This is a genomic window from Flavobacterium sp. SORGH_AS_0622 (assembly GCF_030818825.1).
In the GTDB taxonomy this organism is placed as follows: Bacteria; Bacteroidota; Bacteroidia; order Flavobacteriales; family Flavobacteriaceae; genus Flavobacterium.
In genome coordinates this window covers 1,081,563-1,101,945 of record NZ_JAUTAX010000001.1, presented here as the reverse complement: position 1 = coordinate 1,101,945, position 20,383 = coordinate 1,081,563, and the positions used below count along the sequence as shown (strand labels likewise).

21 protein-coding genes are annotated in these 20,383 nt (G+C 32.9%); 8 read left to right on the top strand and 13 right to left on the bottom strand.

All coding sequences use genetic code 11. The annotated features are described in order from the left end of the window. The first annotated feature begins 1 nt into the window (after position 1). From QE431_RS04725 to QE431_RS04715, 3 genes are all read left to right on the top strand, one after another. Positions 2-529: a hypothetical protein gene (locus QE431_RS04725; RefSeq protein WP_307293138.1), complete on the top strand. Its 528-nt coding sequence runs from the start codon at positions 2-4 to the stop codon at positions 527-529. 46 nt (positions 530-575) lie between these two features. Then, complete coding sequence (locus QE431_RS04720; protein WP_307293137.1) at positions 576-959, top strand: hypothetical protein; 384 nt, start codon at positions 576-578, stop codon at positions 957-959. A gap of 637 nt (positions 960-1,596) precedes the next feature. Then, positions 1,597-2,307: a hypothetical protein gene (locus QE431_RS04715; protein WP_307293136.1), complete on the top strand. Its 711-nt coding sequence runs from the start codon at positions 1,597-1,599 to the stop codon at positions 2,305-2,307. Between the two features lie 869 nt (positions 2,308-3,176). On the opposite strand, the gene QE431_RS04710 is transcribed toward QE431_RS04715, so the two are convergent. The 3 genes from QE431_RS04710 to QE431_RS04700 all read right to left on the bottom strand — a co-directional run bounded on the left by QE431_RS04710 (position 3,177) and on the right by QE431_RS04700 (position 7,050). Next, the gene (locus tag QE431_RS04710) at positions 3,177-5,810 is read right to left on the bottom strand and encodes a carboxypeptidase regulatory-like domain-containing protein (RefSeq protein WP_307293133.1); all 2,634 of its coding nucleotides are present in this window, start codon (positions 5,808-5,810) and stop codon (positions 3,177-3,179) included. A gap of 53 nt (positions 5,811-5,863) precedes the next feature. Then, entirely contained in the window at positions 5,864-6,637 is a 774-nt protein-coding gene (locus QE431_RS04705) for a GLPGLI family protein (protein ID WP_307293131.1), read from the bottom strand. A gap of 77 nt (positions 6,638-6,714) precedes the next feature. Next, positions 6,715-7,050: a hypothetical protein gene (locus tag QE431_RS04700; protein WP_307293125.1), complete on the bottom strand. Its 336-nt coding sequence runs from the start codon at positions 7,048-7,050 to the stop codon at positions 6,715-6,717. Between the two features lie 281 nt (positions 7,051-7,331). On the opposite strand from QE431_RS04700, the gene QE431_RS04695 reads away from it, so the two are divergent. After that, positions 7,332-7,685 carry a helix-turn-helix transcriptional regulator gene (locus QE431_RS04695; RefSeq protein ID WP_307293124.1) on the top strand — a complete coding sequence of 118 codons (354 nt, stop codon included), beginning with the start codon at positions 7,332-7,334 and terminating at the stop codon, positions 7,683-7,685. A 27-nt stretch (positions 7,686-7,712) separates the two neighbouring features. Here the strand turns inward: QE431_RS04695 and QE431_RS04690 are convergent, their stop codons facing one another. From QE431_RS04690 to QE431_RS04680, 3 genes are all read right to left on the bottom strand, one after another. Then, on the bottom strand, positions 7,713-8,378 hold the full coding sequence (locus QE431_RS04690) for an IS6 family transposase (protein ID WP_307293121.1): 666 nt from the start codon (positions 8,376-8,378) through the stop codon (positions 7,713-7,715). A 376-nt stretch (positions 8,379-8,754) separates the two neighbouring features. Further along, the gene (locus QE431_RS04685; protein ID WP_307293119.1) at positions 8,755-9,504 is read right to left on the bottom strand and encodes a hypothetical protein; all 750 of its coding nucleotides are present in this window, start codon (positions 9,502-9,504) and stop codon (positions 8,755-8,757) included. 485 nt (positions 9,505-9,989) lie between these two features. After that, positions 9,990-10,199 (bottom strand): hypothetical protein, encoded by a 210-nt coding sequence (locus tag QE431_RS04680; RefSeq protein ID WP_307293118.1) that lies wholly within the window; start codon positions 10,197-10,199, stop codon positions 9,990-9,992. A 185-nt stretch (positions 10,200-10,384) separates the two neighbouring features. On the opposite strand from QE431_RS04680, the gene QE431_RS04675 reads away from it, so the two are divergent. The 4 genes from QE431_RS04675 to QE431_RS04660 all read left to right on the top strand — a co-directional run bounded on the left by QE431_RS04675 (position 10,385) and on the right by QE431_RS04660 (position 13,554). Continuing rightward, the gene (locus QE431_RS04675) at positions 10,385-11,488 is read left to right on the top strand and encodes a hypothetical protein (RefSeq protein WP_307293116.1); all 1,104 of its coding nucleotides are present in this window, start codon (positions 10,385-10,387) and stop codon (positions 11,486-11,488) included. A gap of 1 nt (position 11,489) precedes the next feature. After that, entirely contained in the window at positions 11,490-11,972 is a 483-nt protein-coding gene (locus QE431_RS04670) for a hypothetical protein (protein ID WP_307293114.1), read from the top strand. Positions 11,973-12,338: 366 nt separating this feature from the next. Then, positions 12,339-12,533 (top strand): cold-shock protein, encoded by a 195-nt coding sequence (locus QE431_RS04665; RefSeq protein WP_307293112.1) that lies wholly within the window; start codon positions 12,339-12,341, stop codon positions 12,531-12,533. Then, a complete protein-coding gene (locus QE431_RS04660; protein ID WP_307293110.1) occupies positions 12,508-13,554 on the top strand; it encodes a DUF3825 domain-containing protein in 1,047 nt (348 codons plus the stop codon). Before QE431_RS04665 ends, QE431_RS04660 begins: the two co-directional genes overlap by 26 nt. A gap of 278 nt (positions 13,555-13,832) precedes the next feature. Here the strand turns inward: QE431_RS04660 and QE431_RS04655 are convergent, their stop codons facing one another. The 7 genes from QE431_RS04655 to QE431_RS04625 all read right to left on the bottom strand — a co-directional run bounded on the left by QE431_RS04655 (position 13,833) and on the right by QE431_RS04625 (position 20,215). Then, the gene (locus QE431_RS04655; protein ID WP_307293108.1) at positions 13,833-15,098 is read right to left on the bottom strand and encodes a DUF3883 domain-containing protein; all 1,266 of its coding nucleotides are present in this window, start codon (positions 15,096-15,098) and stop codon (positions 13,833-13,835) included. Between the two features lie 225 nt (positions 15,099-15,323). Next, positions 15,324-16,412, bottom strand: coding sequence for a reverse transcriptase family protein (locus tag QE431_RS04650; protein WP_307293107.1), 1,089 nt, complete (start codon positions 16,410-16,412; stop codon positions 15,324-15,326). A gap of 91 nt (positions 16,413-16,503) precedes the next feature. Then, positions 16,504-17,232, bottom strand: a complete 729-nt coding sequence (locus QE431_RS04645; RefSeq protein WP_307293106.1) for a DUF3800 domain-containing protein — start codon at positions 17,230-17,232, stop codon at positions 16,504-16,506. Positions 17,233-17,485: 253 nt separating this feature from the next. After that, positions 17,486-18,205 carry a hypothetical protein gene (locus QE431_RS04640; protein WP_307293103.1) on the bottom strand — a complete coding sequence of 240 codons (720 nt, stop codon included), beginning with the start codon at positions 18,203-18,205 and terminating at the stop codon, positions 17,486-17,488. Between the two features lie 7 nt (positions 18,206-18,212). Further along, a complete protein-coding gene (locus QE431_RS04635) occupies positions 18,213-18,770 on the bottom strand; it encodes a hypothetical protein (protein ID WP_307293100.1) in 558 nt (185 codons plus the stop codon). A gap of 243 nt (positions 18,771-19,013) precedes the next feature. Continuing rightward, positions 19,014-19,703 (bottom strand): nucleotidyl transferase AbiEii/AbiGii toxin family protein, encoded by a 690-nt coding sequence (locus tag QE431_RS04630; protein ID WP_307293098.1) that lies wholly within the window; start codon positions 19,701-19,703, stop codon positions 19,014-19,016. Continuing rightward, positions 19,700-20,215, bottom strand: coding sequence for a hypothetical protein (locus QE431_RS04625; protein ID WP_307293096.1), 516 nt, complete (start codon positions 20,213-20,215; stop codon positions 19,700-19,702). The genes QE431_RS04630 and QE431_RS04625 overlap by 4 nt, the downstream gene beginning before the upstream one ends. Positions 20,216-20,383: the final 168 nt, after the last annotated feature.

Genomic DNA, 20,383 nt, shown 5'->3' with positions numbered 1-20,383 from the left:
TATGGAAACAATTGTATTTATAGTCCTAACTATTGTGAGTTTACATTTTTTATACGAGTCTGTCATATTACCATCCTTAACTCTTAAAATTAAATATAAATTTAGTAAATTAAAGGATGAAGTTATAATGATGGCAATTGACAAAAAAATTAGCCAAGAAGAAGCCAATTATGTTTTGCATCGAATAGATATATCATCCAGAAATATGCAATACATGACTTTGTCAACTTTACTTCATACTCAAAGTTTTATTAGTAAAAATCCAGATTTTAAAAAACACGGGGCTTCGCAAAATAAAATTAAAAATGAGCGTTTAAAAAATATTAAAGTTATCTGTGCAAAATATTTGTTTAAGGCACTTATATATAATTCTTTAATGTGGGCAATTTATATAATTCCAATATGTATAGTATTTTTTGCTTATGGAAGAATTAAAAGAACATCTAAAAGTCTAATAGAAAGATTAAATACAACTCCAGAAAAAGACTTTGATAGAGTAATACACGGTGGAGAATATTGTCCAATCTAAAAGATTAGAAAGCATTAAATTAAATACATTTTGTAATTATATATAAATGGGAATACTAACAAAAAACGAATTAGGAAAAATTCCAACTCGTGAATTTTTACGAATCAAAGGAAGGAAATTAACCATTAAAGCTACTGTTATTAGTGGTAAAGATGGCGAACATTTCATTTCAATAATTCCTTCACTAATGATTAGTGGATATGGTAGTACTGAAGAAGAAGCGGATTGCTCACTTGATGAAAATGTAGAAACTTTTTGTGAAGATTTCTTAAAATTAGATAGAATAAATCAAGAAGCAGAATTAAGAAAACTAGGTTTTTCGCAATTTAAGTATCAAAGGAAAAACTTTTCAAAATTATATGTAGATGAAAATGGATTATTACAAGGTCTTGAAAATCCAGTAATCAAGCAATATGAAGTTGCTTGTTAATTTTCAAGTTATAGATGGGTAATAATAGACCGGTAAAAACCAAACATTGGGTAGCATTTTTAAAAGCTCACGGATGCAATTATATAAGAACGAAAGCTTCACATGACCAATACAGATGCCCAAACTGTATTAGAACAATAACTCATCGAGAAAAAGATAAAGAAATTCCTGCCCTGCATTTACATACAAATCTCTTCACTATGGGACTATCTATGGATTATATGTATAATTGGATAGAAGAGAATTGTTAAGTCTAAAATAAAAATCCCGCTCTAGTAAGCGGGATTTTTATTTTAATAGCTCTTACTTGTACTACTATTAAATGACGAGAGTTTATAAGATTTTGTGACCTCTGTAGTTGATACCTTATCATTATAATATTCCAAAAAATCACGTTTATCTTCCAAGATCAGGGCGCTCTATAAGCGCCCTATTTTTTTTAAAAAAAATATCCTTTCGCAATATCGGTCTTTTATTTTTTTTTTACTACTTTTACAGCACGCTGACATCGGAAGCGTGCCGCCCATTACTGCAAAGCTGTATCAGCACCGAATACTTTTAAAATCATTGCGAAACTAACTACCCGTTTCTAAGGATGGTTGATGGGCGACATTTTTTGGCGGGACTTAATTTCACAATGAAAAAGAATGTCACAGGCCATACAGACAAGCACTTGAAACGTCAGGCTAAAAAAATCAAAAAAGAACAGAATATTACCCACACGCAGGCTTTGGAAATCGCAGCCAGCGAAGCCGGATTTACCAATTTCAAAAATTTTCAGAACAGTCTGAAGAAGAACAGCTTTTCAAAAAAAGGAAAAGAATCCGCCGGCCAGACTTCGCATGAGATATCTCGGCCTTCGTTTTCAAAAATGTTGGACCCGTATCGAAATCTTCTGGTAGCTGGAGTAAATCATCTCCTTCAAACAAAGCTGATTACATTGGAGGATTCCAGTTCACATGGTAAGAGGGATAATGAGGGACACGTGTTTACCGAAATTTTCGGATTTCCATCAGTTGTAAGATGGCGTGATGCCGGCTTTGGGGAACTTGAAATTTCTGTATGGTGGAAATACGACCACAGCAGACATCCGCATGCAGAGCTCGAAGGTAATAGCCGTGAGAATTTCAACACCACTACTCCTCTTGCGCGTAAAGAACTTTATAAAAATTTTGTCGGAGTAACAGTCAGCGGCTGGCTGGAGAGAAAAGAAGGAAAACACATAATGGGAAAAGACAGAGAAAAACTTGTTGGAATCTATACACGTAAGGGAGAAAAAGCAGCACTGGATAGAATGCCGTCTCAGCTTCCTCTAGGATTTGAAGCACAGGGAAAATTTTATATTTAAAAATTCCCATTGAAAACTATATAAAAAGCCTGCATTTTGCTGGCTTTTAAATTATCTGCATATGCAAACATATTGTGGACTTCGAGAAAAGGATATTAACCTCACTTAAAATTAAGGTTTTATTCGCATATCAAAGCTTTTGATAATCGCGGAAAATTCTAATAAATCGCAAACTAAAAAATTTGAAATAGATTCAAATCTAACAGCTATGGCTGCTCAAAAGCACTCATCGTAACACTTTCAGCAAAAGCTCAAAATGAATCAATCCATAGAAAAACATCGATAAATAGGTTTCGAACAATCTAAATTTGAAAATTGCAATTTCTACCGATTTTAAAAAATGTTTGTGTAAAGAAATTGATTAAAATTTCGAAGTACACTTTTTTTTTGTACCTGCTCTTATATAACATATGAAGTGCAGTATTTATTAGGAGTCGTAATAATTAAAAGCAGAACCTCTTCATCCGCAACAAATAAATTTTAAATATATCGAAATTGCTAAAAAATGAACGCTGAGACTTTCGTGCGACAAATATGGCACATCATTTTGTAGACTTCATACCTTATTTCACACAAAATGCTAAGACGAATTTTAAAAATCCTCACTAATCTGAAATTTAGATTTTAAAAAAAATAATTAAGGGTGCAAAAAATGCACCCTCATCTTTGTCTCCATTTTTCGTTAGCATATCCACCATGCAGAATACTGTACACTCAAGAGTAGATTTTTCAATATTATCCGTAATGAAAGCAAACCAATATTATTTTTACCAGAGTCGATTGGCTCAAAACATTTTTAATAATTTTTCTTGAATTCTTTAATCAAAAAAGTATCTGACAGAAAACCCAAAAACTTATTAAAATATAAGCTAAAATCTGTAATCTAATTTTAAGAGAATATATCTGGGTAGAATCCTGTACTCTGTTTTTGATACAAACACATCACTTATGTACGACTGCCTGAATACCTTTGTATCAAGTAAGTTATTTGCAGATAAGGAAAAAACAGCTTTATTTCCGCTTAACTTATAATTGGCTTTAATATCTATAAAATAATACCTGCTATTCTGAGCTGATAAATTCCCAAAATAGTATCTCTCTGCTTGAAAATCGGCATTAAATTTTTTCGAAAAACTAAAGAGAATATCGCAGAATGAAAGATTATCTTTAGTTTTATTAACAATTGACGTCGTAATTTCGTTGACGGTCCATTTGGTTCCCAAATGATAATTTAAAAATCCCTTAAAATTAGACCGCAATTCAATTCCGGGAACGAGGACTTTTGACTTTACCTCTCTTAATTCACTCCCGTTAACTATGTTTTTATAATTACTGACAGAGTAATTTGCATCAATTTTTAAATTTGAGGAAATACTGTTAAAAAAATAACTTAAATCAGCATCAGCCCTTACCATTGACCTATCATTTATAATGATTTTTTCCAGTTTAGAATATGAAGGCTGAATTAAAGCGTTTGTAGAATAGAAATCAAAGTTTTTATAATAATATAAAGAGGCGTTTGAAGAGAATCTGCTTTCCCAATTTCCCAATCCGTATTTTACATACAGAACATTGGAATCAAGTTGATTGAAATTACCCGTTCCTTTTTGAAAGGTTTTAAAATTGGTGAGCACATATCCGTCATAAACATCCAAAATTTTTGCATTTGTGGTGTTATATGAATAGGAAGCACTGATTTTATTATTCTTATCAATCTGCCAGCTTACAATCAATGAGGGATTCAGGTAAAATCGGTCGCTTTTTTTAGAATCATACGTACCCGCTAAACCAGCGAATATCTGGTGCAACTCTAACTTTCCTTCGATACTAAGCCTTTTAAAAAAATAGTTATATTTCGATTTCAAATACAGATCCTGCACCCCGTACTTTATATCATTAGAATAGCCTTCAGGGGAAACTATAGTGGTGTTATCCTCTAAAAACTGCAAAGCCGAATTGAAATAATCAATCCTGTTTTCATATCCTACTTTAAATTCAGCCAAATTGCCTCTTTCTTTTTTATCAAATATATGAGCATCGAAACCAAAATACTTCATTTTATCGTTGCTATCCTGAGTTAAATTATTTGCCGAAACACCATCCGGAAGCAAGTCCTGAAAAAGAAATACATTATTGAAATAATCTTGAGGAGTCTTTTCAGATATATACCTGCCGGTAAAAATTAAAACTTTATTATTTCTAAATTTATTAGTGTAAACAGTTTTTAAATCACTGAGATTCCTATTTTCATCAAGTGTTTCTTTTGATTTCTCGTCATTAAAAGTCAAATTTGTTTTTGTATTTGCAACTTCAGAGCTGTATTTCGCTACAAGTTCAAATGACTCATTGTTTGAGATATCATAATTAAAATTGATTTTCCCAAAACCAACGTTAATCTTCTTTCTTAAAAAGTAATCTTCAAAATTGATAAAGTTGGTTTCACCAAAATGATAGTGGTCTATGGTACTTCTATAAAAATTATTCTCATCTGAATTGAAAAAACCAATTACCTTTAATTTTATTTTCGGTGAAATGGTGAATATGGAATTTAATGATGCTAATTCAGCATTATTAAAATTTGTTCTCTCGCTTCTTAAATTAGGTTTTGAGGAATTCAGCGTAAGTAATGATTCCGAATTCTCATAATCGCCGATACTGCTGATATCATCAGTACTGGAAGGGCGTATAATATGGTTTATATCTCCTACGGCATCTACCCCAACATTATTAAGATTGCCTATTAAATAGAACTTCGCTTTTTTACCAAATGACATCACATTGGTTCTAACATCATATCTGTTTTCAGAGACCACGCCATAACCTAAGCTCATATTACCAAACCATTGAGCTTTTATGTCATCCTTTAAGGTAAGATTTAAAGCTACTTTATCACTATTCTCTATATTTTTCAGCAGCCTGTTATTAGAATATCTTTTGTAAATCTCGATCTTATCAACTGCTGAAGCATTCATGTTTTTGGTAAGCATTTTATAGCCATGCTCAAAAAAATCATCACCTTCTATCATTACCTTTTCAACTTCTTTATTGCCGACTTTAATGGTTCCGTTTTCTGATATATTAAGCCCCGGTATCTTTCTTAGTAGATCTTCCACCACTGTTTCATTACCCTGTGCGAATGCTTTGGCATTGATTGTAATGGTATCACTTTTGACTCCAATTGCTTTTTCAGATTTAATTACAACTTCATCCAGAAAGGTTGTTTCATCGTACAGAATTGCATTTTGAGTATATTTTTCTCCAGCACTGATTGACAATTTAAACAAGGTTGCTTTATACGAAATTGCTGTGAAGTTTATTTCATATATGCCTGACTGTTGAACATCTAAAACATAACGTCCATCCTTACGAGTATGGGTAAACGCAGCAATAGAATTGCCACCCTGTAATTTAATAAATACATTGGCAAATGAAATCGGTAGCGAATCTTTATCTCGTACTATTCCCGATATCGAGGTTTGAGAATTTAGAAAATTAATTGTCAAAATATTAAACAACAACAAAAATCTAAAAATGCTGCATTTTATATTCAAGCTGTCTATTTATTTTTCTTTTCGGTTTCCCAGTCATACACTAACTCTACGCTGGTTCTAATATCTGTTCCCTTCTCCATAGTTGATCCGCGGGGCATTACTTTCATAATTCGCGCGTACATGATCTGCTTTTGATTTTCAATCTCCTCAACAAATCCTTTCAGAGTTATATCTTTAGCATTCTGTTTTTCTAAAACATTTAAATCCACACCAGTCGCAGAAGGGTAAGAAATTTTTGACACAGTCCAATGATAATTATTTGCTGTATCACTTATTTCAAGAATAAGCCCCGGAAGGCCGTAGAATTTCCAAGGACCAAAAGGTACAGCAATAAAAGGTGCATACCAAGCGACATAGCTACGCCCTCTGAAGTTTAAAAGTGCTTTGCTGCAAATAAATGCATCTATTTTCTTGACCTCGCCATCATTTGAAAGTTTCCACTTCATTTCAGGAAGCTGCTCTGTTATTTTATAATTTTTATTTTTTATATTATCGATTGATATCACTTTGTCGTTAACCAGATCTACTGATTCATACGTGTCAAGTTCCTTTTCGGTAATATTAATTGAATTAGTGTTTTCATCTGTCTGAATCCCAGCTTTAGAATTGTTTGCTAAAGTTCTTGAAATGGATAAACTCTTTGTACAAACCGTCAATACTTTCTTTTGAATAAAGTTTCCTGTAGAGACATTTAAAGTGTATTCAACTGCTATATTTTTAACCTGTCCTTTTACTGACAGTACAAAAAACAAAAATATTGCAAAACCTAAATTTTTCATCTATTTATTTTTTTAAATACGATTTAGCAGTACTTCTAAATCGTATTTTTTTGTTCCACCTAATAATTCTCTAAAGCTTAAGGGTTAGTCTCTTCTTCTGTAAAGCGAACAGGTGGTTCTCCATTAGGATCCTCAGGGAAAGCTGGAAGTTCAACCACTTCTGTTGCTTGCAAAACATCTAAAAGCTCTTGCAGCATTTGCTGGCAGCCACTTAGAGTGTTAACATTAGGAAAGCTCCAAGTATTAGAATAGCTTCCGTGACTGTCGTGCCAAGCGATGTAAACCGTACATCCATAAGTGATGGCATAACCATTTTCAAAATACTGAATTTCAGAACTATTAGCATCAGATATCTTTCTGTTCCCCAAAGATTCATTGGCAAAAAGACCAGTAGCTAACATTGATAGTGACAATGTAAATAATAATTTTTTCATAAAAAAGGTTCTAATTAATAAATAGAAAATTTCGACTCTTCAAATACATTCAACAGCGCTATTGAACATTTCTGAGTCAGAAATTACAGACCAAATAAACAATAATTTCTTTTTTCATAAAATGTGCAAATCACATATCCATAAAAAAATTAACAAAAATTATATCACATAAGTGAGTATATAAATGAGTTACTGTCCTCTATAGTTTTATACAGCATTTCGGCTAAGATTTAATTTAAACTATTACACTATTTGATAATATGAAATTGAATAAAATGATAAAGTTGCTCAGGTTGGAAAAAAAATTATCTCAAAGTTTTATTGCACACGAGTTAGGAGTGGAACAATCGCAGTATTGCAGAAGAGAAAAAGGCGAAATCAACTTCTCGCCTGAAGAAATAAAAAAAATTGCCAAAATTTTGGAGACAAATATTGCAGTTTTATTTAACGAGGGCCTAAATTATAGTGGGGAAATATCATCAGACAATATTTTAAGATTCGTTACTGTTCCTGAAAAACTTATTCATGAATATGAAAAAATCATTAAACAGAAAGATGATTTAATAAAAGAACTAAGACAGAAAAATAAAGGTTCTGTCGCATCTAGTATTTAATTCAAAGGGAAATCAACGATCTCAAAATTATGCAGCCAATTTACAAAATGATTTAAACATGCTTATCCCTGGCTTAAGCATCTGATTTTTTCTCAACATATGTACAACTTCCATTCCACCCAAGGTTCTCTTGGCAGATTCAAAACTTTTGAATCCCAAACTATTTTGTATTCTCCACTTAATAAAACGATGATCCTGTTCAACTATATTGTTGAGATATTTACATTGTCGAATCTTTATATTCGAAAAGGAGCGTTTGTTATAAACTCTTATTGCACTGGTGTTCGAGCCACTTTTGTCTATATTTATTACCCTTGGCCGGCAGTTATTATGGATCGCCTTAATTAGAAAAGACTGAGCACTCATCCTCTGCCTTCTTCTGGTCAGAAGAAAATCTACTGTGTTACCTGATTTATCAACAGCCCGATATAAATAACACCAAATACCTTTAACTTTTATATAGGTTTCATCCATCCTCCAGCTCACTCCTACTCTATTCTTTCTCTTTTTCATCTCAGACTCAATCATGGGAGTAAATTTAAATACCCAGCGCTGAATTGTCGAATGATCCACTTGTATCCCACGCATTTTCATTATTTCCTCGACATCCCTATAACTCAATGTAAATCTCAATTTGAAATAGACTGCCTGAAGAATGATAGCTTTGGGGTAACAATAACGTTTGGTATTCATTTAAAAGTTTTTTTAATCCAAAGATAAAAAGTTATATTTTACATGCGACAGAATCTTTTTATGTTATTTATTAAAAGTAAACGTTTTTTTAATACGCAAAAAGCTATTGCTTATCTTGAATTAAAGTGAATCATTAAAGCAATTTATATCTAATCTGCATTTTTCTATTTATATTTTTCGGGTCTACATCACAACGTAAATAAAAAATAGATAAAACAGGCTGTAAAAAACATACGAATTTTCCTAAATTATCATTTACTGTAATTTCTAATGGACGCAGTTTAAAGTATAACAGATTTCCTCAATTAAAAAAGGCTATTACGACAGAACGTATATTATCTAATCGACGGCCAGATGAATGAAACTTACAAAAAAACTAAAGAATTGAGAAGTTCAGAAAGTTTTTAAAAGTAACGGCGTCCGTTTCATAATACTTTTTACCTTTCTGACTTTCATCATCTTCATATTCCATGTCCATACTATAAGAATTGGCATCGTATAGGTAAAATTGTACAAGGTTTTTTGCTTTAAAATAATAGATGTTCAAACCTAATTTATGTTCAAAAAAATCTCGATGATTTGAATTCTCTTTAATATTAGAAGCAAGATCTTTTGATATAGTTCTGTCGTTAAAAGTTTGGGTATTGATAAACATCAGAATTCCCTCGTATAATATCCTAACTGTTGTTTTATTAAGATAATCAGGAGTTAACTTGTATGCTTTAGCTAGTTCTGCCTTAGATACCACATAGTATTTACAACTAACTTTATTATTCCAGCCTTTTTGAATTGAACTATAGGTGTAAAAGCCATCTCTGTATTTTTTAATTATAATCGCGTATGTGCTATCAACTATTTTTACATCTTTTATCTCAATTGAAATAAAATTATCAGTACCTAAACCGTACGACTCATAGTTACCTAAAAGCTTCTGATTCTCACCTAGATCCTGTGGTATTTTATTTTTTCCACTTATCCATTGTCCAGAAGAGTTTTTTAACCAACCGGTAGCTAATATTAATGCGCTACTTTTTTTTGTTATTATTGGCAACGCGTCATCCATTCGATTTTGAGCATTGATGGTTACTACAACTAATGTAAAAATTAAAAATAGATTTAGTTTCATAAGATACTTCTGGGTATTATAAATTTGTTGTTATTAAAAAAGATAGGTAATTATTTTGTCGAAGTGCGGGTTTTAATAAGATTAAAAAAATATATCGGTTGCGAACCAATCTGAATTAGAATTATTGACTGTTATTACTGTCGACGTCAATTCACAAGCAAAATACGGAAAAATTATTATCGGTCAATTACGGAAAACCATAAGAAACAAATTAATGATTATTATAATTATTTCGAGCACGTATTTATACTGAATTTCACATTTCAAAAATCTATCTAACAAAACTGTAGGTCGATTTATAAAAACCGGGCTTAATTCTTTCCTCACACAAAAAACTAAAGTGAATTTGCGATGTTTCTCAAGTTTCTGTTTCGTGTCAAAATCGTCGTACAGAACTTTTTGCAAAATTAAGAACTCAGCAAAATCAGTACTGTCAAGATTAGTTTCGAATCTTGAGCGATCACAACCTCATATAATTTTTTATATTATTTTGTATCTTTGTAGTTAAATGCGATCAAAGAAAACCTGTATAAACTTTCAATTATTTCCTCTCCGTCCGCATCTGAAACATCTGCAAATCCTTCGCATTTTCTAAATTCCTCTAAAGTTAATCTAACATTACCCACAGTAATTTCTGCTTTGGGGTAAACCGTCTTTTGCAATTTTGACATTTCATTTTTCTTGTTAGATTTCATATGTTAATGCATTTTAAATTTCTATATAAATATTCTTTTTACCATCCTAAACAATCAATAGCAACTTCCCAATAGAACTTTTTTAAGGCAGAATCATTTTATATTTTCCATATTGTCGATTTGTTTAATCGCTGTTGCTGAAATAATATTTCAAAAAATTGTATTATTGTATTAAATAGGATTTTATGAAAAAACAATTACCAATCGTATTTTTTCTATTATTATCAGCAATCTGCAGCGCAGAGGAAAATAAAGGTATTAACCCAAATAAAACAATTTCACATTCTGCCGCTCCAGATACTAAAAGAGATACAATTAGTGCTGCTATTAAAACAGCCCCACTGCTTGCTACGCATAATCCAAAGAAAACCACTGAAATAATACTGCTCAAAGAGCCAGCAAATGGGACAGATTGGGCCAAGTATATTTTACCTATTGTCACTCTCTTTTTAGGAATTGCAATTAACAGATTAATCGACTGGATAAACAAGAGAAGTGCCACTATAAGAAGTGGTGAACGATGGGTTGTTGAACTTAGGATTACAGAAGTTCTTATAAAGCAGCAAATGACAGATCTAATTGAATTTAAAGACCGTTTAAGCCTTACAGAGCTATCCATGCCTGAAATAAAGGCAATGACAAATGTGAAAGGCGACGTCTTTAAATCATTAGACAAAAATGAACTTACAAAATTTATTGAAATAAATAACTCAAAACCACAATACAAACGAATATTCTTTAGTAAGGCAGAAAAAGAAAAAGCCTACGGCGACGTGATAAACATATCAAATTATACCCATGGCCATATTGCAATAATGGAGCATCAATTTAATCTGATTGGTGAAAAATTCAATTCATATACGAAAAGCACATCGGAACATGTTCAGTCTTTCAATCAGCATCTGCAGGAATTTCTGGCAGAATATGGAATGTATAATCTTAATTACGAAAAGGAAGGTGTAAATATTTTTACAGATGAAAGGACAGGTCCATTAGGTGTTCTATATGCTTCGCAAATTGCTCCTTACATGAAGGCCGGCAGATATAATCCATTTAAGTTACGAGATGATTTTTTTGTACCGGCTATAACGCACCTGGCACATTTTCGATTCGAACAAAGCACTCTTCCACTTGCCAAGTGCATTACTGCCTGCTTAAATGATATTGCTGGTATTGAAATCGCAGTTGTTCACATGACTAAAAATATAAATGTTATTTTGGAGCGCTATACAGAATTATTAGACTCCTTACCTAAATTAATCACTGAAATAGTTGGAAATAAAAAGTAGTATGAAAAAAAAAATGAAAAAGTTTAGATTAAATGTTATTATATCCTATCCTAAAGATGTAAACATCTATAGCTATCGGAACCCAATACATGATATATTGACGAACTTTGCATGGCTCTATAATCTTGAATACAGCATTGATCCCAGCACTAAATTATTTACTCATCTAATTGAGGCAGATTCATATTATGCGGATCCGGATATCATATATTTTCGTTCTACAGGGGAATCAGCTATTGAGTTAAAAGCTTTTCAAAAATTAATTAAGGATGTATTTACATACAATCCAAAAATGGGAGGAGTTGAAGTAGGCTACCAGCTGCAAAAGGTTCTAAAAAACTATCCATTTCCCCTTAGTTATATAAAACCTTTAAATTACCCTTATTTAGAAGTATTTGAGAACGGCAGAGGAAATATTATGATACCTGAAGCAGAATTGCATCAGCTCATTGATCTAACAGAAGAAAAGAGTACAAATTGCTGATTTATCATAATTTTGATTAATATCATTGTCCAAACCGCCAATCTACACCACAGGAAATGTTGTGTTGACTTATCGTGCTTTGGCTATATATTTTTTTCGCAAAAAAAACGAAATGCACTAGAATTTCGCAATTATGACTTTCATGTCAGAATCAATGGAAATCATTTTCTGCAAAAGTAAAAACTCAGCAAAATCAAGCATTGCCGAAATAAGTATCAAATAATTAAATTGGAAAATTTTAAAATACCCAAACTTTTATAAAGTTTAAAAGATTTTATTTTATCTGCACTGTAAATCAGGTATAAATACGTATTTGCAAAAATTATTTTTACAATATATTGTGCCAAATAACCTAAACTTAGAAAAATGAAAGGCAAAGTATCTTTTTTTAATACCCAAAAAGGATTTGGCAAAATTAATACCACAGAAGAACCCAGCAGAGAGGTATTCATACATTTTTCTCAGATTCATAGTGAAGCTAAAATCTTGTTAGAAAATGAAGTTGTTGAATTTGAAATCGAAAAAAGCTCCAAAGGTGTTTCAGCGAAAAATTTTAATTAGACTTAATGACAGACGCATTGGCACAATCGAACAATTTGATTTGGGATATGGTTTCATAAAGACCACAACAAATGATGAGAAATACTTCATCCATCATAGTGATGTTTTAGGCACCGGCTTTAAGAAAATAGAGATTGGCTTTGAGGTTGAATTTCTGCCAAGTATTTCAGATAAAGGGCTGCAAGCGAAGGAAATTGTATTAAGAGACACTCGAACAGCATTTCAAAAATTTGCAACTTTTGAAGATTGGGCATCTTCCATTAATGACCTCGCGACAATTCACGCCCAGCAAGAGGACGGCAACTGGGATTACATAAATAACAAGACTGGTGAATTTCCTGTTTTAGAAAGTTACATAACTTATACATTTTTAAGACTTCAGAAAGAAGGTAAAATAAAATACGCATCTAAGAATGAAAAAGGTATCGAGTTAAAATTTGCCTGCATAAATACAGGATTAGCGACAATTAAGCAGGAAGAAATTTTTGCATATTTCGAACACAAAGATAATTTTACCAATATCAGACAAAATGATGGGTACCTAAAACAGCCTTCATGGATTTTTAAATGTTTTGATAGGGAAAGTAATCGTCTAATGAATAATTTTGCTCAAAAGCCTGAATTGGCTAATTATTTTCAGAATGCGGCGGAATTAATATATGATTCAGCCAAAAGATTAATCCCTGATTATGAACATATAATTGACGACAGAGAGAAAAGATTTCCAAAAGAGTTCCGTGACCTAAGTAAACCTCAGCAGGTAGAAAGGGTAAAAAGTTCAATAGAATCTGCTTTGACAAGAATTAGAAGAAATTACAAAACTGCGATACCTCAATATTATTCTGATTCGATACAGCTTTTACTTCCATTATGTATTACGACTGCAGAAAATGCAGATGTTGCGCTTGTAGTTGCTAACGAAGGAGAAGTATATAGGGCTAATACTATTTTGCCCTTAGATTGGGCTTATAATAATGCCCGATTACTTGCAAAACCTGATAGAGAGTGGCTAAATCCATAATTAATAATTAAAAATTCTTTGCCAGCCATCTTAATTTAAAATGCTAAAATATATTTTTAAATAAAACAATGTGGTTGCCTGGTAAAATCCGGCGAAATTAATGTTATTATAGACCACTGGGATGACAGGATATTGCTCAAAGTCATTTTTTATGCCTTAAAATTGAAAAGCAAAATTACATTTCATAGACGCTGCTGGAGCTAGGTTTGAGTTTACTGCTCTACACAGACACAGCATTTAAATTTGCGTCGTACCACTATAATTTGCTTATAACTGTTTTATAATTTTAATGAAGTATTAATATTTATCCAATATGTAACTGCTGTCTTTTTTACTCCGTCGTTTGGCGTTTTAAATGGGTTTGGAATAGGCCAGACTTTTGGAGATTTCGTTGTTACATCATAAACCATGTATATGTAATAATTTTCACTTACCTCTGCCACTTGCAGCTCATTTGAAGAAAGGAAAAAGTTAGCATCACCCTTCTCGCCTGTAGTGGCTTTAACTTCAATGTACCTTTTTCTTCCATCAAGTTCGTAGGAAAGAATATCGTAGCCATAAGAATCGGATTTTAAAGATACTCTGTCAATTAGCTCAACTAAATCCATCCTGCCGCCCTCCCTCAATCTTTTAGCCTCTAAATCCATTACAATCTTTTCACCTCGATCACCCAGCTTTCTAAGTCTTCTCCCCTCTGCTTCATAATTTTTCTTCCCTTTTATCTTTACTTTTTTCCCAGGTGCAATTGGCAGAGAGAAATTCGATGGCATTATTCCCAATTCAATAAAGGATGCTTCTGGATTTGAAGGAAATTGAGGGTCAAGATAGTCTTGAAGTATTGCTGAATCTTCATTTTCATTAGTTTTAGTAAAAGGTCGGCCTGGATATTCAGTGTATAAAAAATCTGCAAAAATATCAACTGGCCAATGACGCATTATTAAATCTTTATTTTTAAACTCAAGTAATGCATTACGCTTAAAAACTGCGTCTTGCTTAATTAGCAGTTTATTATCCAAATCCAGTTTAATTAAAAAGTAATTCAAGTGTTCCGGCGAAAAAACATTAAGGTAAATATCTGGAAAGTAAGTGCTGAGAATCTTACCTTTAAACATAGGCGAAAGATGATTTCTAGCAATTGCGTTAAAATCCTGAACAGCACCAGAATCCAGAAGTTCCAAAATCTTTGTACGAACATTTTCAAACGCGGCTGCATGGTTATTTCCATATTTTTTTGCAAAACGATATTTAATTTCACTATCAGATTTTATCTTTCCATAATAAACCCCAAATTTAAAGGCATTAGCACCGATTATACGTCCAAGACCGTCCAGCTCTCTCTCAATGGTGTAGCAGAAATTATAACTTCCCGGTACGGGAGGCCTGCCAAGGACAAACTCATCTATCTGCATAGCATGGATACGGCTGTACTTAAAATACTTGATAAATTGAGATCGAATTTTATGGAGATTTTCTCTTTCCTCAATTATTCGGTCGATTCTTTTTAAATATCTTACCTGGGCTTGTCTTAAATCATCTAAATTCATCGATTGATCTTTATGGTTTTTACAAACTTACAATTTTTGGACTTCATGGTTCTCTTCGCAAAAATTTTAATAGGAATTTGCAAAAAATCTTTCTGGCTGAACTCTGGAACACTACTTTTTAAATAACCAAAAATTAAGCAAAATCAAAATCTGCAGATTTAGGTCCGAATGTTATGGATAGAACTGCAAAATATGTTAGCTGCCCTGTTGATCTACCCGTTTAGATTATAATCTTATGTTGAACACCCCATTGCTCTGCTTGAGCATTTTTCTCAAATCCGCATAATGAATTTCTTTTATTTCATTTAATTGAAGCCGAAAACTCTCTGCCAAATCCGGTTCGATAGGCTTCATATAATTGATCCATCCTTCCAAATAATTTTCCAAGTGGCTAATTAGTGAGTTAGTGCTGCTTTTCTCTATATCTTCGCTAAAACCATTTAATCTGCAGATATGTGAATGAAATCCAAACTTCTTTATGTAATAAAGGTGCTGCCTGATTCGCTTCTTTACTGCTTTGGGAATTCGCGGGTATGATTGATCACTTATGGAAAGTCCGGTGACATACAGATTTTGTCCGCGCTTGAACCTTTGTGTTTTCTTAGTGTTAAGCTTAAAATTGTAATTATTTAAAATTGAAGAAATTTCATGAACAGGTGGCAGAATGCCGTTTCCTGAAATACTTATGTCATCGGCATATCTTGTATAAGCGGCATCATAGTGCGAACATAGTTTTTGAATTTCAATATCCATTGCATCACATACAATATTGGCAACAACTGGGCTTGTTGGAAATCCTTGAACAACCTTATCATCTAAAGTACAGATTTTTGCAAGGTCTGCCGCAATAGACTCCATAAAGCCAAGAGATAAAAATGCCTCCTCAACAGAATCTATTTCTATAGATTCGAAAAAGTTCTTAATGTCCAGCTTCAATAAAAATTGGTTTCCCAGATGTGCAGATGCGTTGGATCTTGTATTTCTCCCATTTATAAATCCGTGAACATATTCATTTGGGGTATAAATTAATTTAAGATTGAAATTCAGTACTTTAAGAATATCTTTTGTGAACTGCTGAAAGGACTTGTAAATAATTCTATAACCTAATTTTTTATTCTTTTTCGGTATATAGAATCTCTGGAAATCTGTTCTGTTTTGATCTTCCGAAAATTTAGGAATAGCATTAAGAGAACCAAGGTCACTGAAATCAATTACGTAGCGAGCACCATGGACAAACTTGCTGAGATTCTCTGGTGTAGTTCTTAGATAGGAACTCAGCATTTCAAAATTTTCTATTTCTGATGGATTATACATATAAAGAGTTGCTCTGTTTAGTAAGGTGAACTAGTGATCTAATTTTAAGCGAATACGACTCGTACTCAAGTAATTTACTGTTGCGAGCAACTCAATATTTGTAAACATCAATTCGTTTGTTTTTATCAAAAAAATGATCTTTATCCATTTTATATATTAATGCAATTTTAGGCTCTATAATTGTAAAATTATCTAAAATTCGAGCCTGCAGGTTTTCTTTTTCGAAAATCTGGACAAAGATATGATTAATATAATCGATCACTGAGAGATTTACATCAGATTTATCATGGACATCTACAGTGCATTTGATATTTGATGCAAACTTTTCATCAATCCTCCTGCAGATATCTTTTACAACACCTTCAACATTTGCAAGCCATTTTTTAGGTTTACCGCCGTATTCTTCAAAAATAATTATGTTGTTGTCATTTCTAGTCTTGGTTAATCTGTCACAAAGCAATTTAGAAATGCAGGCATTGTAAATTTCTGTAGAGGACATGTTTTCTTTCATTTTTCTAAATAAATCTGAATCCTTTTTCAGCATTAGTACGTAGCATCTGATATTCAGCACTGCAACTAGGTTATAAAATCTAGATTTTATGTCCGGATGATTAACACATGCATGAAATCCTTTCTGCTTAATGAGCTCTCTGCGCTCAATTGCGAAAATTGGAGCATTTAGAATATCTTTATACAATTTTTCTACAGCAGATCTGACCTCTTCAGGGGTGTCGGTTTTGTAACAGCTCAATATAAAAAATTTGGAATTGTTATCAATTGCTCCCGATTCATCTATATAATAATATGAAGTGCTGATCATATTTCCGAAATAATAAATTGCAGTGCAATTAAGTAAATTAAAAATTTACATCCTACAGGTATTAATACTCTTTATTTTAAAAATTATAGATCAAATCCTAACAATGATAATTTTTAAGAAGTACTGCTTTAAAAACAGTAAAATATTCGTCTTATATTTTTTGATGCAAAATCTTTACAGGCCTGATGATTTTATTCATTGATTTTAAAAATCACTGATGCATCTGTTTGATCAGAATTACATGGAAAAGTCTTCACAAGTTTAAACTTTCATCTTCATCAGAATAAACTATTTTTTCTCGTAAAAGTATAATAAAGAAAGACCTGGAGGCAGTCAGGAGATTATCTATTAATATTTTGTCAGCAATGACAAATGAAATATGGTCATTGGAATTTAAAGAACGGGCTTCCACTTCAAGCGACGGACAGCTCCTTATAAAATTAACTAAACTATGATCGCTTATTTTTACCCTTCCCTCCTGATGGACAATTTTATTTCTGAGACCTTTACAATGCTTTATGTACTGCCAATGCACGTTTAGGTCGTCAAAACTTACAGCAGCAATTCTCTTTAAATAATCTTTACATTTTTCCAGATCATCTGTCCCTTTCATATCATCAATTCTAAAGAGCTGTCTTTTATGATTGCCAAAATGATCGCATATCTTCTTGAGCTCCGATTCAATGACAGAGATTGTCTGAGTTAAAAAAGATGCCCTAAAATTATGGGGAAACAATCGTGCAATTTCATGATGCCTCTCCGAATAAAAATCTATTAAATGCAGATAATATGCATCTGAATTTTCGTCGGCCTTTTTGGATTCAGCCTCAATGTCTGATTCATTAAAATCTTTTTCAACCTGCTGCTTCTGTTTTTCTAAAAAGCTTTCTATCAGATTCTGATAATTGTTTAAGTCATTGAAAATCATGTCAATTCCAAACAAGTGCAGTTCATTATAATTTAAACCTTTCATCCACAGACTATTTTGATATAATTTCTTTTAACATTAAGTGTTTCATCTGCTCGACTTCAATGTCAACATCAGCAATATTAAAAATTTCAAATACTGTCCCGCCTCTGCTTGAAACATACTCCTTGAACAGGTTTATCTGCTGAAATAGGGATTCCATCCATGCTGGATCAGCAATAGAATCGTAGTATTTTCGTCCAAGGACGCCCGATTCTTCCCTAAAAACAAGTTCACTTTCAAGCATGTATCTGTTAAATACTTTATAAATCGACAAGTCAATATTGACAAGCTTGGTAAACTCCATACGGCTGTTTTCGCTTAACCTCTCGCGCAATTTGTCTATCGAATGCCCGATACTTTTAATCTCTTTATAGGTTGTTTTACTGTCCAGATTACTTTCTAAAAAAATTAAAGATTTTAGAGAGCATTCCAGCGCAAAAAGAAGATCAACCAGCAATTTGCTTCTTAATCCGGTGTGGCTCGCACTTTCTTTTAAGTTCTGATATCGGTTCAAATAATCAGCTGCATCATTTAAAAATAGATCTGACAAACGGTTATTTAAATTCATTTTTTGTACTGTTAGATGGTTATACATTAGGTAAAAAATAGAAACAGCAGTGAATTTTAAAAAACTTCAAGATTAAACTTTACATCCTATTGCTTTTTCCTGCCTTTCGTATTCCAAAGATAGCATTGCCACTGCGCAGTAATTCTGCGCAGATAAAATATATCTGTCATCCATATTTCTGCTGCTCTTCGCAGCCCTTGAATTTGCCGCTTTTCTTAAATAATTACGCCGGCTGAAACTTTTTTATGCCAGGATCAGGTTTATTTTTTCCAAAAGCATTGGGAACCTTTCGTCGACTACATATCGGCTAATGTGCATGGACAGCAATTCATCACTCTGTTTATGATTAATTAGTTTTGTCAGCTCTTCTCTCAAAAAATCCCTTACTTCCGCATCCGACTCTGATATTTCCTGAACTATGGTAGTTCTGTTGTCCAGAAAATAGATTATATCTTCAAAATCAGGACTGGCATAGTAATCCTCGTGTCCGCGATCATTGAATGCTTCAAATTTAGTTGCCAGAAAATATGGAGGCGGCAGGATTCTTATTTCCAATCCATTTTCCAGTACTACTTCCTGAAGATTTTTAAAACCTGGCCTGTACCAGCGGTTTGACGGCCCCATCGCACTGTCATCTGCAGGCATTATGTCAATAGCAATTCCCTTATACTGATAGCTGACGATAGATTTGCCCTGAGGATCCGGATAAAATTCCAAGTCGGATAATCTTTCCTGCATGGCTGCCCATTCGCTGAAATTGGCTAAATTTATAGTCATATCGATATCTTTGGTAGGTCTTACTTCGTCCGCTGCGGGATCATCCGTATATAAACTGATAACAGCCCCGCCAATAAATACCACCCGTTCCCTTAATTCCTGTAGTCCTGCAGCTACCTCTCCAACCACTCCTAAATTGATCTGCTTGTTTATCATAAAATTCTTTTTCTTAATTCTTCTTTTGCTATTTCCCTTTCTCTTGTCCTTCCCACCCGCAGACTGTCCACTAAAGAGGCTAATTCGTAGAAAGCAAAATCCCTTAGAGCAGCGTCCACTACTGTCGGATACAGAGGCTCAATTGCCTGTCCCCTTATGTTGCCTCTTGCATAAGGCCAGACATAAACCTCATCTGCATTGATATGTTCGTTTATGGGAGCTGCGGAATGTGCAGTTGCAATCCCCCTTACAACGGGTCCCGGTTGCTGAGGAAAAACGTACCTCAATCCGTAAAATAAAAATTCGGTAAAAGCCATTCTGTTCACTTTTTTCTTTGAGCTGTCAATAAGCAGGGCATACTTACACCTGTTTAATGACTGGCTGATTTCCGATTGGCTCATATATAGCTCGAGAGCTAATGTGTCCTGAAACCATTCTCTGTTTTCTAAAGCTATTATCTTTAGTAATATTACTATATCCTGAGGCTTTAAATTAGTTTTTGTTGTTGACATATTTAAAAATATTTCATATCGCAATATGCAATATTACAAATTTGTCCACTAAAAAACAATAATTTACAGCAACAATTACTTAATATATTTCATATCGCAATATGCGATATGAAATATATTTATTCTGTAATTCAACAGAAGTTGAGCTAGAATTAAAGCAGGATGCTT

What these genes read in the sequence shown, in the direction of transcription:
- QE431_RS04715 (WP_307293136.1), top strand. Translation starts at nt 1,597, where the DNA reads ATGAAAAAGAATGTCACAGGCCATACAGACAAGCACTTGAAACGTCAG.
- QE431_RS04670 (WP_307293114.1), top strand. Translation starts at nt 11,490, where the DNA reads ATGAAAAAAAAAATGAAAAAGTTTAGATTAAATGTTATTATATCCTAT.
- QE431_RS04650 (WP_307293107.1), bottom strand. Translation starts at nt 16,412, where the DNA reads ATGTATAATCCATCAGAAATAGAAAATTTTGAAATGCTGAGTTCCTAT.
- QE431_RS04690 (WP_307293121.1), bottom strand. Translation starts at nt 8,378, where the DNA reads ATGAATACCAAACGTTATTGTTACCCCAAAGCTATCATTCTTCAGGCA.
- QE431_RS04680 (WP_307293118.1), bottom strand. Translation starts at nt 10,199, where the DNA reads ATGAAATCTAACAAGAAAAATGAAATGTCAAAATTGCAAAAGACGGTT.
- QE431_RS04635 (WP_307293100.1), bottom strand. Translation starts at nt 18,770, where the DNA reads ATGAATTTAAATAACCGTTTGTCAGATCTATTTTTAAATGATGCAGCT.
- QE431_RS04685 (WP_307293119.1), bottom strand. Translation starts at nt 9,504, where the DNA reads ATGAAACTAAATCTATTTTTAATTTTTACATTAGTTGTAGTAACCATC.
- QE431_RS04630 (WP_307293098.1), bottom strand. Translation starts at nt 19,703, where the DNA reads ATGATAAACAAGCAGATCAATTTAGGAGTGGTTGGAGAGGTAGCTGCA.
- QE431_RS04640 (WP_307293103.1), bottom strand. Translation starts at nt 18,205, where the DNA reads ATGAAAGGTTTAAATTATAATGAACTGCACTTGTTTGGAATTGACATG.
- QE431_RS04725 (WP_307293138.1), top strand. Translation starts at nt 2, where the DNA reads ATGGAAACAATTGTATTTATAGTCCTAACTATTGTGAGTTTACATTTT.
- QE431_RS04645 (WP_307293106.1), bottom strand. Translation starts at nt 17,232, where the DNA reads ATGATCAGCACTTCATATTATTATATAGATGAATCGGGAGCAATTGAT.
- QE431_RS04625 (WP_307293096.1), bottom strand. Translation starts at nt 20,215, where the DNA reads ATGTCAACAACAAAAACTAATTTAAAGCCTCAGGATATAGTAATATTA.
- QE431_RS04655 (WP_307293108.1), bottom strand. Translation starts at nt 15,098, where the DNA reads ATGAATTTAGATGATTTAAGACAAGCCCAGGTAAGATATTTAAAAAGA.
- QE431_RS04695 (WP_307293124.1), top strand. Translation starts at nt 7,332, where the DNA reads ATGAAATTGAATAAAATGATAAAGTTGCTCAGGTTGGAAAAAAAATTA.
- QE431_RS04720 (WP_307293137.1), top strand. Translation starts at nt 576, where the DNA reads ATGGGAATACTAACAAAAAACGAATTAGGAAAAATTCCAACTCGTGAA.
- QE431_RS04665 (WP_307293112.1), top strand. Translation starts at nt 12,339, where the DNA reads ATGAAAGGCAAAGTATCTTTTTTTAATACCCAAAAAGGATTTGGCAAA.
- QE431_RS04705 (WP_307293131.1), bottom strand. Translation starts at nt 6,637, where the DNA reads ATGAAAAATTTAGGTTTTGCAATATTTTTGTTTTTTGTACTGTCAGTA.
- QE431_RS04675 (WP_307293116.1), top strand. Translation starts at nt 10,385, where the DNA reads ATGAAAAAACAATTACCAATCGTATTTTTTCTATTATTATCAGCAATC.